Below are 13,561 nucleotides of genomic sequence, written 5' to 3'. Positions count from 1 at the left end.
ACCGAGGGAGGTCTGACCACGGGTGAACTGCTGCGGGTGCGGGCGGCGATGAAGCCGATCGCCACCGTGCCGCGCGCTCTGGCCACCGTCGACGTCGTCACCGGCGAGGCGACGCAGGCCCATCACCAGCGCTCCGACGTCTGCGCGGTCCCGGCCGCCGGCATCGTCGCCGAGGCGATGGTCGCGCTCGTCCTCGCGGACGCCGTCGTGGAGAAGTTCGGCGGTGACAGCGTCCCGGAGACCCGCCGCAACATCCGCTCCTACCAGGAGTCGGTCTTCCCCCGCTGAGGCGTGCGGGAGACGACGCGAAGCGCCCCGCCGGCCCTCAGGCCCGGCGGGGCGCTTCGCGTCGCGACGGTCCGTGCGGCTCAGGTGCCGGCCGTCGCCACCTCGACACGGCCGAGGAGGGTCCGGCCGTCCGGGGCCAGGACCAGCTTCCGGTAGCGCCCGCCCGCCCGGTCGTCCTCGCTGAACTCGATCGCCCCTTCCGTACGGGCGTGGATGTCACCGAAACCGGAGACCCCGATGCCGAGCAGCTTGAGCCGGGTCGGCTGACCGGTGTCCGCGAACGGCGGGTGGTCGAGACCCAGGAGCTGACGGGCCACGGCCGCGGCCATCCGGTGGCCCGGGGCGAGCAGCCCGTGACAGCGGCCCTCGACGGCGGCGCACTCGCCGACCGCCCAGATCCGTTCGTCGTCCGTGCGCAGCCGGTCGTCCACGAGGAAACCGCCCCGTTCCCCGGTCGCCAGCCCCGTGGCGGCGGCGAGTTCGTCCCGGGGCCGGATCCCGGCGGAGAAGACGACGAGTCCGGCCTCGATCTCCGTACCGTCGGCGAGCCGGACGCCGTGCTCCTCGACGGAGACGGTGGCCGCCTCGCAGCGCACCTCGACGCCGAGGTCCCGCACGAGCGAGGCGAGCAGCCGGCCGCCGCCCGTGTCCACCTGGAGCGGCATGAGCCGGGGAGCCGCCTCCACCACGTGGGGGCGCATCCCGAGGTGCCGCAACGCGTCGGCGGCCTCCAGGCCGAGCAGCCCGCCGCCGATGACCACGCCGGGGCGGCCGGCGCGTGCCGCCGCCCGGATCGCGTCGATGTCCTCGACCGTGCGGTACGTGAAGCAGTGCGGCAGGTCGTGCCCCGGCACGGGCGGCACGAAGGGCCGGGATCCGGTGGCCAGGACCAGCGCGTCGTAGGGGTGCCGCGTTCCGTCGGAGCAACGCACGGTCCGCCGCTCCCGGTCGATCTCCGTCACGGTCGTCGAGAGACGTACGTCCACGAGGAAGTCGGGGGCCGGCAGGGCCAGATCGGCGGGCGTCAGGCCGGAGACGAGCGAGGAGAGCGCGACCCTGTTGTAGGCGCCGCGCGGCTCCTCGCCGAGCACGACGATCCGCCACCCGTCGGTCCGGTCCAGTGCCCGGACCTCCGCGACGAGCCGGTGCGCGACCGGCCCGTATCCGACGACCACGAGCGTCCGGCGGCTCATCCGACCCCCTCCGGGACGCGCAGCGCGGCACACACCGCGCGGACCGCGTCGGCGCAGCCGCCGCAGCCGGTGGTGGCCCGGGTCGCCGCGGCCACCGCCCCGACGTCCCGTGCCCCGTTCTGCCAGGCGTGCACGACGGCTCCCTTGCTGACGTTGTTGCAGTGGCAGAGCACGGCGTCGTCGGCCATCGCCGCCGGATCGTCCCCGCTCCCTTCGTGACGGCCGCCGAGCAGCAGGGCGAGCCGGTCGCCGGGCACGGGACGCGCCTCGGCGCACAACTGCCCGACGGCGGCGATCCCTTCGGGAAGACCGACGAGCACCGCCCCGGCGACGCGGCCGTCCCGGACCTCGATCCGGGCGTACCGCCCCCGGGCGGGGTCCGAGAAGGTCACCACCTCGTCGGGCCCGGCCGCCGGCGCGTGCCCGGTCGGCGTGGACTCCGCGGGCCCGGGCGGGGGAGCGCTCACGCACGCCAGGTCGAGGCCGGGCACCCGCGGGCGTACGATCCGCGCCGCGGGGAGCCAGTGCGCCTCGCCGCCCGTCAGGAGGACGGCCAGCGTCTCCGCCTGCCCCATCGTGCCCGTCAGGTCCGACGGGCCCGTGCAGGCGCCGATCGCGTACACCGCCGGGTCGCTCGTGCGCAGCCGTTCGTCCACGACGACGCCCTGCCGGACCGCCAGGCCCGCCTCGCGGGCCAGGACGGTGTCCGGGGCGGTCCCGGTGCAGCGCAGGACCGTGTCGGCCCCGAGCGCGTCCGCCCCGAGCGAGCCGGACGGCGGGACGTACGCGCCGAGCCGCAGCTCGATGCCCTCCTGCTCCAGGCGGGCAGCCAGCAACTGGCCCGCCACCTCGTCGAGGTGGCGGTGCATCGGGTACGGCCCCGCGTGCGCCAGGACCACCCGGTGACCGAGCCGCCGCAGCGCCGTCGCGGTCTCCACGCCGAGGACGCCACCGCCGATCACGGCCACCCGCCCCCGGACGGGGCGGGCGCAGTCGGCCAGCGTGTGGACGTCACCGCTCGACCGCGCCCCGGTCGCCAGGACCAGTGCGTCATAGTCGTGCGACGTCCCGTCCGCGCACCGGACGGCCCGGTTCGGCCGGTCGACCGCCGTGACCCGGACACCCGTCCTGACCCGTACGCCCTCCGGATGCGGAGGCAGCGTCAGGGCGCCCGGGGGCAGACTGCCGTCGAGCACCGAACCGAGCAGCGTGCGCTGGTAGGCGGGCCCCGGTTCGGCGCCGAGGACCGTCACCGGCCCGTCGTGGCCGAGAGCCGCGAGGCGCGAGGTCAGCCGGTGCGCGGCGAGACCGTTGCCGACGACGACGATCCGACTCATCGGCCCACCGACCCGTCGCGTACGGCCCCGGCGCGCACCGCGCCCGCCGCGCCCGCGCGTCCGTCTCCCGCCACCGCGTCCCCGCGCGCGCCGCCGGTGTCCGCCGGATCGTCGACCACGGCGCCGACCGGCTCCACCCGCACCGCGCTCACCTTGAACTCCGGCATCCCGCTCCGCGGGTCGAGAGCCCCACTGGTGAGCAGGTTCGCCCGGCCGTCCCCCGAGAAGTGGAACGGCACGAACACCGTGTCCGGCCGCATCCCCTCCACCACACGCACCCGCGCCACCACCGTCCCGCGCGCCGACACCACCCGGGCGAACCCGCCGGCCTCGACGCCGGCGCGGGCGGCCGCGTCGGGATGGATCTCCACGTACGACTCGGGCTCGGCGTCCGTCAGCCGCCGCACCCGCCGGGTCTGCGCCCCGGACTGGTAGTGGGCGAGCACCCGGCCGGTCGTCGCGTACAGCGGGAAGTCCGCCCCCGGCACCTCGGCCGGGTCGCGGTGCTCGACCGGCACGAAGCGCGCCCGCCCGTCCGGGTGCGCGAAGCCGTCGAGGAAGAGCCGGGGCGTCCCCGGGTGCGCCGCGCCCGACGGCACGGCCGGGCAGGGCCAGTACAGCGCCTCGCCGGCGTCGAGCCGTTCGTAGCTGACGCCCGAGTAGTCGGCCCGGCCGCCCGCCGTCGCCCGGCGCAGCTCCTCGAAGACCTCCTGGGGCCGGTCCGGGTAGCGCTCGGCCGGCTCGCCGAGCCGTACGGCCAGCTCGCGCAGCACGGTCAGGTCGCTCCGTACGCCCGACGGCGGGTCCAGCAGGGCCCTGCGGCGCAGCACCCGCCCCTCCAGATTGGTCATCGTGCCCTCCTCCTCCGCCCATTGGGTCACCGGCAGGACCACGTCGGCCATCCGCGCGGTCTCCGAGGGCACGAAGTCGGCGACCACCAGCAGGTCCAGCGCGGCGAGCCGCTCGGCGAGGTGCCCGGCGTGCGGCGCCGAGACGACCGGGTTGGAGCCGAGGACGAGCAGGGCGCGCGGGCCGTGGGGCGTGCCGAGCGAGTCGAGCAGTTCGTACGCGGTCGGACCCGGGCCCGGGAGGGACGCGGCGTCCACCCCCCACACCCCGGCCACGTGGGCCCGGGCCTCCGGGTCGGCGAGCATGCGGTAGCCGGGCAACTGGTCGTTCTTCTGCCCGAGTTCGCGACCGCCCTGGCCGTTGCCCTGGCCGGTCAGACAGCCGTACCCGCTGCCCTCGCGGCCCGGGAGCCCCAGGGCGAGCGCCAGATTGACGAAGGCCGACACCGTGTCCGTGCCCTTGCTGTGCTGCTCGGCGCCCCGCCCGGTCAGAATGTACGCCCGCCGGGCGTCGGCGAGCAGCCGGACCGCCTTGCGCTGGGCGTCGACCGGCACCCCGGTGACCCGCTCGGTCCGCTCCGGTGTCCAGGGCAGTGCCCGCTGCCACGCCTCGTCGAAGCCGTTCGTCCGCTCCCGTACGAAGGAGTGGTCGACCCGCCCGTCGAGCACGGCCAGCTGCAACAGCCCGAGCGCCAGCGCCAGGTCCGTGCCGGGCGCGGGCCGCAGGTGCAGCGCGGCCCGCTCGGCGGTCGGGGTACGGCGCGGGTCGAGGACGATCAGCGCCGCCCGGTCCAGGTGCCGCATCAGCGGCGGCATCGTCTCGGCCGGGTTCGCCCCGGCGAGCAGCACCACGTCCGCCCGGCCCAGGTCCGTCACCGGGAAGGGCAGGCCCCGGTCGATCCCGAAGGCCGCGTTGCCCGCGGCGGCCGCCGACGACATGCACCAGCGGCCGTTGTAGTCGATCCGGCTGGTCCCCAGCGCGAGCCGGGCGAACTTCCCCAGCAGGTAGGCCTTCTCGTTGGTGAGCCCACCGCCTCCGAAGACGCCGACGGCGTCCGCGCCGGACTCCCGCCGGATATCCCGGAGCCGCCCCGCGACCAGGTCGAGGGCGGTGTCCCAGCCGGCCGGGACCAGACGGCCGTCGGCGCCCCGCACCAGCGGGGTGCGCAGCCTGTCGCTCACGGCCAGCACGTCGGGCGCGGTCCAGCCCTTCTGGCACAGACCGCCCTGGTTGACGGGGAAGTCGGACGGGGTGACGGTGACCTCGCCCAGACCGTTGCCGAGCCGGGTACCGCACTGCAGGGCGCAGTACGGACAGTGGGTGTGGACGGTGCGGCGGGTGAGGGAGGCATCAGACACGGCTGACCCCCGACCGCCGCGGCGCCGGGTCCCCGACCGCGCCCCCGGAGGCGCGCGGTGTCCGCAGGTACACCGCCCAGGTGACCGCCACACAGAGGGCGTAGAAGCAGAGGAAGGCGACGAAGGCGGGAGCGCCGCTGCCGCCCTCGGAGCCGTACGCCGCCCGGAAGGCGAGGTTGACCGCCACTCCGCCGAGCGCCCCGACCGCGCCCGCGATCCCGATGACCGCGCCGGACAGGCGCCGGGCGCGGGCGAAGGCGTCCAGGGCGTCCCGGCCGTCGGTGACCTCGCGGCCGGCCCGCTCGGCGAAGACGGCCGGGATCATCTTGTACGTGGAGCCGTTGCCGATGCCGGTGAGCACGAAGAGGACGGTGAAGCCGCCCACGAACAGGGCGAACGAGCCGCGTGCGGAGGCCAGGAGCAGGCCGCCGGTCCCGGCGGCCATCGCCACGAACGTCCAGGCGGTCACGCGGCCTCCGCCCCACCGGTCGGCCAGTCGCCCGCCCAGGGGCCGGGCGAGCGATCCGAGCAGCGGCCCGAGGAAGGTGTACGACGCCGCCTCGAGGGCCGTGGAGCCGAACTGGGTCTGCAGCACCAGGCCGAAGGCGAAGCCGTAACCGATGAACGAGCCGAAGGTGCCGATGTAGAGCAGCGAGATCCACCAGGTGTGCGCGCACCGCACGGCCTCGCCCCAGGCCCCCTTCGCCGGGCGGTCCGGACGCGGGAGGTTGTCCATCCGCAGGGCGGCGAGCAGCGAGACCGTCACGATGAGGGGGAGGTAGAACGCGGCGACGTAGGAGGGGTGCGTGTCGCCGGCGGTGGCGATGACCAGCAGACCGAGGATCTGGACGACGGCCACGCCGATGTTGCCGCCGCCCGCGTTGAGACCGAGGGCCCAGCCCTGGTGGCGCTGGGGGAAGAAGGCGGTGATGTTCGTCATCGAGGAGGCGAAGTTGCCGCCGCCCGTCCCGCCGAGCGCGCCGATGAGGAGGAAGACCCACAGGGGCGTGCCGGGGCGCTGCACGAAGTACGCGGCGCCGCAGGCGGGCACGAGCAGGACGGCGGTCGCGAAGACGGTCCAGTCGCGGCCGCCGAAGCGGGTGACGGCGTGGCTGTACGGGATCCTCAGCACCGCTCCGACGAGCGTGGGCGTGACGACCAGGAGGAACTTCTCGCCGGGTGTGAAGGGCAGCCCGATGCGCGGCGACATGAACAGCACGAGGACCGACCACATCGACCAGACGGAGAACCCGATGTGCTCGGAGGCGATGGACAGCGCGAGGTTGCGCCGGGCGATCCGCTTGCCGCGGGTCTCCCAGAACCGGACGTCCTCCGGGTCCCATTCCTCGAGCCGACGACCGCGGCCGCCACCGCGGCCGCCCCCTCGGGCCGAGGCGCCCGAGGGGCTCACGCCCCGGCCGGAGGCGCCCGAAGCACCGGGCGCTCCCGGGGGGTTCGCGGGGGACGGGGTGTTCACGGCGATCCCTTCAGCGCGCGGTCCACCAGGGGGCCCGCCGCACCCGTGTAGGCGGCCGGGTCGCACAGCGAGGCCGCCTCGGCGGCGTCCATGACGCCGGACAGCTCGGGGGCCTGCGCCAGCACGTCGGCGAGCGGGCGGCCGTCCCGGTCCGCGGTCACCGACGCCCAGGTCAGCAGCTCCTTCGCGGCGGCCTTCCCGAGCCGGGGGGCCAGCACCGCCGCGATCCGCTCCGAGACGATCCGGCTGCCGGTGAGGGCCAGGTTGTCCCGCATCCGTTCGGCCCGCACCTCCAGCCCCTCGGTGAGCTCGACGGCGGTGTGGGCGGCCCCGCCCGTCAGCCGCAGGCATTCCCGCAGCAGCTGCCACTCCGCGTGCCACACCCCGCCGGACCGCTCGTCCTCGGTGACCAGGCACTGCGCCAACGCCCCGGACAGGGCCGGCACCTGGAGCGCGGCCGAGCGGACCAGGGTGGCGAGCACCGGGTTCCGCTTGTGCGGCATCGCGGACGACGCTCCGCGCCCCGCGCGGCCCGCCGGTTCGGCGACCTCGCCGACCTCGGTCCGGGCGAGCGACTGCACGTCGACGGCGATCTTCCCGAGCGCACCGGTCGCGAACGCCAGCGCGGAGGCGAGATCGGCGACGGGGGCGCGCAGCGCGTGCCACGGCAGCGGCGCGGTGCTCAGCCCGGTCTCGTCGGCGAACGCCTCCAGGAGCCGCTCGTGATACGCCCCGACGTCTAGGGCGCCGTCCGCCGCGTCGCCGCCTCCCGCGGGGGCACCCGGCGTGGTCCCGGGCCCCGCCGCCAGGGAGGCGTACTCCACGTACCCCGCCAGCGTGCCCGCCGCGCCGCCCAGGGAGACCGGCAGGGACTCCTGCACCCCGGCCAGACGCTCCTCGGCGGCCAGGACCAGGGCGCGCCAGCCCGCCGCCTTGAGGCCGAACGTGGTCGGGACCGCGTGCAGGCTCAGGGTCCGGCCGGCGATCAGGGTGTCGCGGTGCCGCTCGGCGAGGGAGGCGAGCGCCACCGCCGTCCGCGACAGGTCCGCGCGGATCAGCCGCAGCGCCCGGCTCGCGACGAGCATCGCGCCCGTGTCGAGGATGTCCTGGCTCGTCGAGCCCCGGTGGACGTACTCCGACGCCTCCGGATCGTCCTCGGCGACCACCCGGGTCAGCGCCTGGACCAGGCCGACGACCGGGTTCGCCGTCTCCCGGGCCGCCAGGGCCAGGGCGCGGACGTCGAGGCGCTCGGCCCGCGCCGCGTGGGAGACGGCACGGGCCGCGGAATCCGGGACCGTGCCGAGCCGGGCCTGGGCCCGGACCAGGGCGGCCTCCGCGTCCAGCATGGCCTGGAGCCACGCGCGGTCACCGACCGCCGACTCCACCGGTGTCCCGGCCCGCACCGGCGACAGGAGACCCACGTCCTCCCATGGGCGGGTCACACGATCACCCCGGACAGCTCCGCCGAGGAGCCCTCCGGCACCGGCCGCACCCCGGCCGGGACCTGCGCCGCCGGCGGCAGCGCGCACAGCGCCCGGGCGATCGCGTCGGAGTCGCCGAGGGTCACCGAGTCGACACCCGGCCGGATGCCGGCCGCCGTCACCCAGTGGACCGACTCCGTCGGCACGCCGTAGGCGAACCGACGCGGGTGCGGGCGGCCACGGCCGTCCACCACGCGGTAGGGCCGCTCGGTCACGGCCAGCCCGCCGGTCTCGTACGACGTGCCGCAGGAACCGGCGATCCGGTACGGCGTCGCCTGGTCGGTGCCGAGGAGGTGCTGCAGCAGCGGGTCCTGGGTGCGCCGCAGGTCCGGTTCCGGCAGCCGCGCCTCGATCAGCACCGAGGCGCGCACCGGCGGCCCGGGCACCGTGTCCGACGCGGCCACGAACGACGGCGCCGCAGCGTCGAGCCGGATCTGCGTGCCCGGCCCCATCACCTCCAGGACACCCGCCTCGATCAGCGCGATCATCTCCTCGATGCGGGAGGCCGGCGGACCGATCGACAGGAAGCCGTTGAGCGGGGTGTACCAGCCCTCCAGGTCGTCCCGGTGCGAGTTCCCCTCCAGACCGCCGTGGTCGACGGCGAGCCGGACCTCGTTGCGCAGGTCCCGCAGCACGTCCAGGGCGGCCTTGAGCGGACCGTGCACGTTGCCCGCCCGCGCGTCGGCCACGTCCTGCTCCAGATGGCGCAGCAGCCAGGCGCGGAAGTCGTCCCGGCCGGTGAACTTCCGCTCCCCGTAAGGCCGGGAGAGCCTCTCCCAGTCCCACCGGTCCGGCTCGGGAATCCCATACTCCACCGCCAGCGCCGTCCGCTCGGACTCGTCGACCGCCGCCAGGTACCGGGCGGTGAACTCCTCGCGCTCGGCGCCGCGCCCCAGCGAGTCGAGGAGCGTGCCGTAGTAGACGCTCTCCACCTCCCGGGAGATCAGCGGCCACAGGTCCTGAGCGAAGTTCACGCGCTCACCGTCGACGTTGCGGGCGCGCAGCCGCTCGATGAACTCCGGGGTCAGCAGCTGCGGAAGGTAGCGGCCGTACGCGCCCTTCTGGTTCTCTCCGCGCGCGTGGTAGGGCACCCCGCGCCGGGAGGACGCGAAGAGCTTCGGCTCCCGCCCGGAGGCGAGGTAGACGAGCCGCCCGTCCCGCCGCTCGAAGGTCCCGCCCCGCCCGGCCGTGAACAGCGCCATGTGGTCGAAGAAGTTGAGCCCGAGCCCGCGCAGCAGCACGTGCTGACCGGGTTCGACACCGCTCAGGTCCAGGTCGGCCGGGTTGGCGGGCGTGACGTACCGCAGGTTGTGGATCCGGGCCAGGCTCGCCGTACGGGCCTCACGGGCCGTCAGGCGGGCCGGCACGTGGCCCTGGGCGAGGACGACGCCGTCGAGGTGGTTGAGGCGGGTGCCGTCCTCGAGACGCACGCCCTGCGGCCCGCCCGGCACCCCGTGGGTGTCGGCCATGGCGACCGCCCGCGAGCGGTGGACGCGGACCGTGATGTGGGCGGGCGCGCGGGCGATCACCCGCTGGAAGCAGTCGTGCAGGTAACGGCCGTAGAAGGCCCGGGAGGGGTAGTCGTCCGGACCGAGCCGGCGCGCCTCCTCCAGGGTGGCGGCGTCGTAGCCGTCGGCGGAGGCGCCCGCGTCCGTGAGGGCGGCGAGTTCTCCGGCCCACTCGTGGAGGCTGGGGCCGGGCTCGATCGGGCCCTCGATCCGCGCGCTGGCGTCGGTGTAGACCGTCACCTGCGAGGCCACCGTGTTCATCAGCAGGTGCCGTGACTGCTCCGTGCGCCAGACCGCCCCGGCGCCCGGCGCGGCCGGGTCGACGACGTGGACGGTCACGGTCCGGTGGGTGGGCGCGAGCCGCTCGTTGGCGCAGAGCCTCTCCAGGACGGACAGCCCGCGGGGTCCGGCGCCGACGATGCAGTACTCGGCGTGGTTGTCGCTCATGCTCGCTCCTCGATGGCCGATGCGGTGGTGTGGGACGCCGTGTCGGAGGCGCCGCCCGGGCGGGCGGTGTCCGTCGGGCCGGTCGCTGCCAGCAGACGCGCCAGCTCCAGCCGCTTGATCTTGGTGGTGGCGGTCTGCGGCAGTTCGCCGAGCCGCCGGTGCACCGGCTCGGCCATCGGCGGCAGCGAGGCGGTGGCCGCCTTCCAGGCCGCCGGATCCAGCGGCCGGTCGTCCTTGGTGCAGATGACGGGGACGGCCCTGCCGTCCTCGCCGGGGATGATGATGACCTCGGTCAGCTCCTCCAGCTTCCCGAAGAGGGTGTCCTCCGCGGCCAGCGTGGAGCCGAAGCCCTCGATCAGGTCGACCTCGCGGTCGAGCAGGTGCACGCAGCCCCACTTGGTGCGGTAGCCGACGTCGCCCATCCGCCACCAGCCGTCCGCTGACACCTGCTGGTCGTACCGGTCCTGTTCGCCGAGGTAGGTGACGATCCGGCCGTCGCTGCGCACCTCGATGTAGCCCGGATTGTCCTGCGAGGGCTCCTTGCCGTCTCGGCTCACCACCCGCACGTCCGTCATGCCCGGGAAGGGGCGGCCGACGCAGCGTCCGTCGTCGTCGAGCGAGCGGCGCCGGGTGAAGGCGCGGACCACGGCCGGGCCGATCTCGCTCTGGCCGTACAGCTGGCCGAAGAGCGGCGCCCGCCGCTTGGTGGCGCGCAGCAGCGTGTGCACGGTCCGCGGGTGGATGGCGTCGAAGGTCGAGGAGAACAGCTTGACGTTGGACAGGGGGCCCCGCGGGTCCTTGGCCAGCTCCTCCCACTCCATGAAGGAGTTGGGGTGCGCCTCCAGGATGCCCGGCTTCAGCTGGGCGAAGAGGTCCGCGGCCTGCTTCGGGTCGGGGTCGGCGAGCACGATGATCGGGAACCCGCGCAGCAGGGAGATCGCGAGGGCGGTGAAGAGCCGCGAGTGCACGAAGGACACGTGCATGGCGATCGTCTCGCGGTCCCGGATCAGGGGCAGGATCGCGGAGGCCTGCGGGCGGTACCGCGCCTGCAGCGTCCGGCCGGTGTGCACGGCCAGCTTCGGTGTGCCCGTCGTGCCCGAGGTGTGGGTGATCAGCGTCGGGTGCTCGGGCGGCATCGTCACGGCGGGGACCCGGGGCACGCCCGCCAGTGCGGCCAGCTCCGTGGCGCCCTCGTGGACGCCGGAGGCGAGCAGCACCTTCCCCGCCAGATCGAAGACCTCGGCGGGCAGGTCCTTCTCCAGCTTGACCGCGTCGGTGAGCAGGAACGGCCGGTCCGTGCGCCGCACGAGCTCGGTGGCGGTCGCGCCGTCCAGCTTGGGGGAGAGGAGGACCGGCACGGCCCCGACGCGGGCGATGGCGCAGGAGAGCAGCGTGATGTCGAAGCCGTCGGACTTGTAGACGACGACCCGCTCGCCGGGCCGCACCTTCGCCGCCCACAGCCGGGACGCGAAGTCGTCGATGAGATCCGCGACCTCGGCGACCGTCATCCGCCGCCCGAGCCCGGGGGCGATGTCGAGGTCGTGGTCGAGGATCACCACGTTCGCGGGGTGGCGGGACGCCGCTCGCTCGAACAGCGTGCCCAGGCGGATACCACGGTTTCCAATACGCTGCAGCAGCATGTCCCCAGGCTTTCGTCGGTAGAAATGCCGAGATCGACTCTGATCGGCAAGGCGAATTCGGACCGCTCCCGCGAGAACGCGCGGGCCGCTCCCGCCGGAACGCGCGGGTGAAGAAAGGCGGTCGGAAAATGGCGGACGGAGCGGACGGAGAATGGGCGTATTTTTCGCCGTTCTCGGGACGGGATACTGCTGAGGCTCCCGGGGTGGGGTCAACGGAGCGAATCAGGGTCCGTCAAGTCCGGTCACGCGGATCGGTGTCCAGCGCATAGTGCAAGGCCGTGATGTTCATCCGTTGTGCGTGGTAGAAGCGTTGTGCCCGGTGGTTGGTGATGCCGGTGTCGAGCTCGATCCGCACGCACCCCGCCTCGCGGGCCCGGTCGCGCAGCGCGCCGAGCAGCCGCGCGCCCACGCCGGCCGATCGGGCGTCGGGCGCGGTGACGAGGTCGTCGACGAAGAGCAGCCTGCCCCGGCTGGTGGCCAGAACGCGATGGGTGGCCACGCCGAGGCAGCGGCCGGCCGGATCGTGGGCGGCGGTGAAGACGAGCCCCTGGCCGTGGGCCGCGGCCGCGAACTCCAGGAAGGCGGCGGCGTCGAGGCCGGGGCGCAGGGTCCGTATCAGGGGGCCGACGTCGGTGACCATGGCGGGATCGTCCGGTGTCAGATCGGTCAATGACAATTCCATGAACAGCCACCCTAGGGCCGTAATGCCGCTCGTTTCGGACCGAGTTGACAGATCATGGGTCACCCGGCGGAAAACGGATGAGCACTCTGCGACTATCCGTAGCATGCGCGCTGCCTACATCGAAGAGCTCGGACCGCCGGACGCGATTCATTACGGAGAACTGGCCGACCCCCGGCCCGGTCCCACGGACGTTCTCGTCGACGTGCTGGCCACGACCGTCAATCCCGTCGACACGTTCGTCCGCTCCGGACTCTTCCGTACGCCGCTGCCCTTTCCCTTCGTGATCGGCCGCGACCTCGTCGGCCGGGTCGCCGATAGCGGAACCGGAGCCACCGGATTCACCACCGGCGATCTGGTGTGGTGCAACAGCCTGGGCCACGAGGGGCGTCAGGGCGCGGCCGCCGAGCGGGCCGCGGTCCCCGCCGACCGGCTCTACCGGCTCCCTGACGGCGTCGACCCGGAGATGGCCGTCGCCGTGGTCCACCCGGCGGCCACCGCGTACCTCGGCCTGTTCACCCACGGCCGGGTCAGGGCCGGGGAGACCGTCGTGGTGGCGGGCGCGGCCGGCAACGTGGGCAGCGCGATGGTCGTCCTCGCCGCCTGGGCCGGCGCGCGCGTGATCGCCACGGCGCGGCAGCGGGACGCGGCCTACGTCGCCTCCCTGGGCGCCTGCGAGGTCTTCGACTACACCGACCCCGGCGTGTACGAACTGATCGGCAAGGCCGCTCCGGACGGCGTCGACGCCTACCTCGACGCGTCGGGCACCAACGACCTCACCCACAGCGTGGACCTGCTCGCCCGGCGCGGCCGGATCGTGCTCCTGGCGGGCGCCCGTACCGAACCCGTCCTCCCGGCCGGGCGGCTGTACATGAAGGACGGCTCGATCGCCGGCTTCGTCATCTCGCACGCGACCACCGCCGAGCTGGCCGAGGCCGCCGCGACCATCAACCGGCTTCTCGTGGCGGGCCTGTTGCGGCCGCGTGAAATCGAGGTCCGCCCGCTGAGCGAGGCCGCGGAGGTCCACCGCAGGATCGAGACGCACGGCCCGCACGGCAGCCGCATCGTGCTCCGCCCGGCACCGGACTCGTCCTCAACAGGCCGTTCCGGCGCCTGAGCCGACCGGTCCCCGGTCCGAACCCGGCGGTGGCGCGTCCCCGGCCGCGCCCGCACGGCTCCCCGCGCACCGGCCGCCGCCCCTCGCGCCCCCCACCGGGGGCTTCTTCCCGCCCGGGGCGGCGCGCCCGGACACAACTCCCCACCCCTGGCCGGGAATGAAGTGGCCGACCTCACCGTTGACCGTA

Annotated in this window: 10 protein-coding genes; 2 read left to right on the top strand and 8 right to left on the bottom strand. The window is 74.7% G+C overall.

The genetic code is table 11. The annotated features are described in order from the left end of the window. A partial coding sequence (locus tag AB0K65_RS26710) for a chorismate synthase (protein ID WP_365720786.1) occupies window positions 1–288 on the top strand: 288 nt, incomplete at its 5' end. A gap of 80 nt (window positions 289–368) precedes the next feature. Here the strand turns inward: AB0K65_RS26710 and AB0K65_RS26705 are convergent. From AB0K65_RS26705 to AB0K65_RS26670, 8 genes are all read right to left on the bottom strand, one after another. After that, window positions 369–1,481 (bottom strand): FAD-dependent oxidoreductase, encoded by a 1,113-nt coding sequence (locus tag AB0K65_RS26705; protein ID WP_365720784.1) that lies wholly within the window; start codon window positions 1,479–1,481, stop codon window positions 369–371. After that, window positions 1,478–2,818 (bottom strand): FAD-dependent oxidoreductase, encoded by a 1,341-nt coding sequence (locus tag AB0K65_RS26700; RefSeq protein ID WP_365720782.1) that lies wholly within the window; start codon window positions 2,816–2,818, stop codon window positions 1,478–1,480. The genes AB0K65_RS26705 and AB0K65_RS26700 overlap by 4 nt, the downstream gene beginning before the upstream one ends. Then, window positions 2,815–5,025 carry a molybdopterin oxidoreductase family protein gene (locus AB0K65_RS26695; RefSeq protein ID WP_365720780.1) on the bottom strand — a complete coding sequence of 737 codons (2,211 nt, stop codon included), beginning with the start codon at window positions 5,023–5,025 and terminating at the stop codon, window positions 2,815–2,817. The genes AB0K65_RS26700 and AB0K65_RS26695 overlap by 4 nt, the downstream gene beginning before the upstream one ends. Further along, window positions 5,018–6,436 carry a nitrate/nitrite transporter gene (locus AB0K65_RS26690; protein ID WP_365720792.1) on the bottom strand — a complete coding sequence of 473 codons (1,419 nt, stop codon included), beginning with the start codon at window positions 6,434–6,436 and terminating at the stop codon, window positions 5,018–5,020. The genes AB0K65_RS26695 and AB0K65_RS26690 overlap by 8 nt, the downstream gene beginning before the upstream one ends. Window positions 6,437–6,498: 62 nt before the next feature. After that, a complete protein-coding gene (locus AB0K65_RS26685) occupies window positions 6,499–7,944 on the bottom strand; it encodes an adenylosuccinate lyase family protein (RefSeq protein WP_365720778.1) in 1,446 nt (481 codons plus the stop codon). Next, window positions 7,941–9,938 (bottom strand): FAD/NAD(P)-binding protein, encoded by a 1,998-nt coding sequence (locus tag AB0K65_RS26680; RefSeq protein WP_365720776.1) that lies wholly within the window; start codon window positions 9,936–9,938, stop codon window positions 7,941–7,943. Before AB0K65_RS26680 ends, AB0K65_RS26685 begins: the two co-directional genes overlap by 4 nt. Next, window positions 9,935–11,578, bottom strand: coding sequence for a class I adenylate-forming enzyme family protein (locus AB0K65_RS26675; RefSeq protein ID WP_365720774.1), 1,644 nt, complete (start codon window positions 11,576–11,578; stop codon window positions 9,935–9,937). Before AB0K65_RS26675 ends, AB0K65_RS26680 begins: the two co-directional genes overlap by 4 nt. Window positions 11,579–11,810: 232 nt before the next feature. Then, complete coding sequence (locus AB0K65_RS26670) at window positions 11,811–12,260, bottom strand: GNAT family N-acetyltransferase (RefSeq protein WP_365720772.1); 450 nt, start codon at window positions 12,258–12,260, stop codon at window positions 11,811–11,813. 103 nt (window positions 12,261–12,363) lie between these two features. Between AB0K65_RS26670 and AB0K65_RS26665 the strand changes: the two genes are divergently transcribed. Next, entirely contained in the window at window positions 12,364–13,374 is a 1,011-nt protein-coding gene (locus AB0K65_RS26665; RefSeq protein ID WP_365720770.1) for an NADPH:quinone reductase, read from the top strand. Window positions 13,375–13,561: the final 187 nt, after the last annotated feature.

Source organism: Streptomyces sp. NPDC053755 (genome assembly GCF_040677675.1).
Taxonomy (GTDB): Bacteria; Actinomycetota; Actinomycetes; order Streptomycetales; family Streptomycetaceae; genus Streptomyces.
This window is presented reverse-complemented; position numbering and strand designations above follow the sequence as displayed.

Excerpts from the sequence above, each read along its gene's own strand:
- AB0K65_RS26705 (WP_365720784.1), bottom strand. The coding sequence starts at position 1,481 with ATGAGCCGCCGGACGCTCGTGGTCGTCGGATACGGGCCGGTCGCGCAC.
- AB0K65_RS26700 (WP_365720782.1), bottom strand. The coding sequence starts at position 2,818 with ATGAGTCGGATCGTCGTCGTCGGCAACGGTCTCGCCGCGCACCGGCTG.
- AB0K65_RS26680 (WP_365720776.1), bottom strand. The coding sequence starts at position 9,938 with ATGAGCGACAACCACGCCGAGTACTGCATCGTCGGCGCCGGACCCCGC.
- AB0K65_RS26675 (WP_365720774.1), bottom strand. The coding sequence starts at position 11,578 with ATGCTGCTGCAGCGTATTGGAAACCGTGGTATCCGCCTGGGCACGCTG.
- AB0K65_RS26670 (WP_365720772.1), bottom strand. The coding sequence starts at position 12,260 with ATGGAATTGTCATTGACCGATCTGACACCGGACGATCCCGCCATGGTC.
- AB0K65_RS26665 (WP_365720770.1), top strand. The coding sequence starts at position 12,364 with ATGCGCGCTGCCTACATCGAAGAGCTCGGACCGCCGGACGCGATTCAT.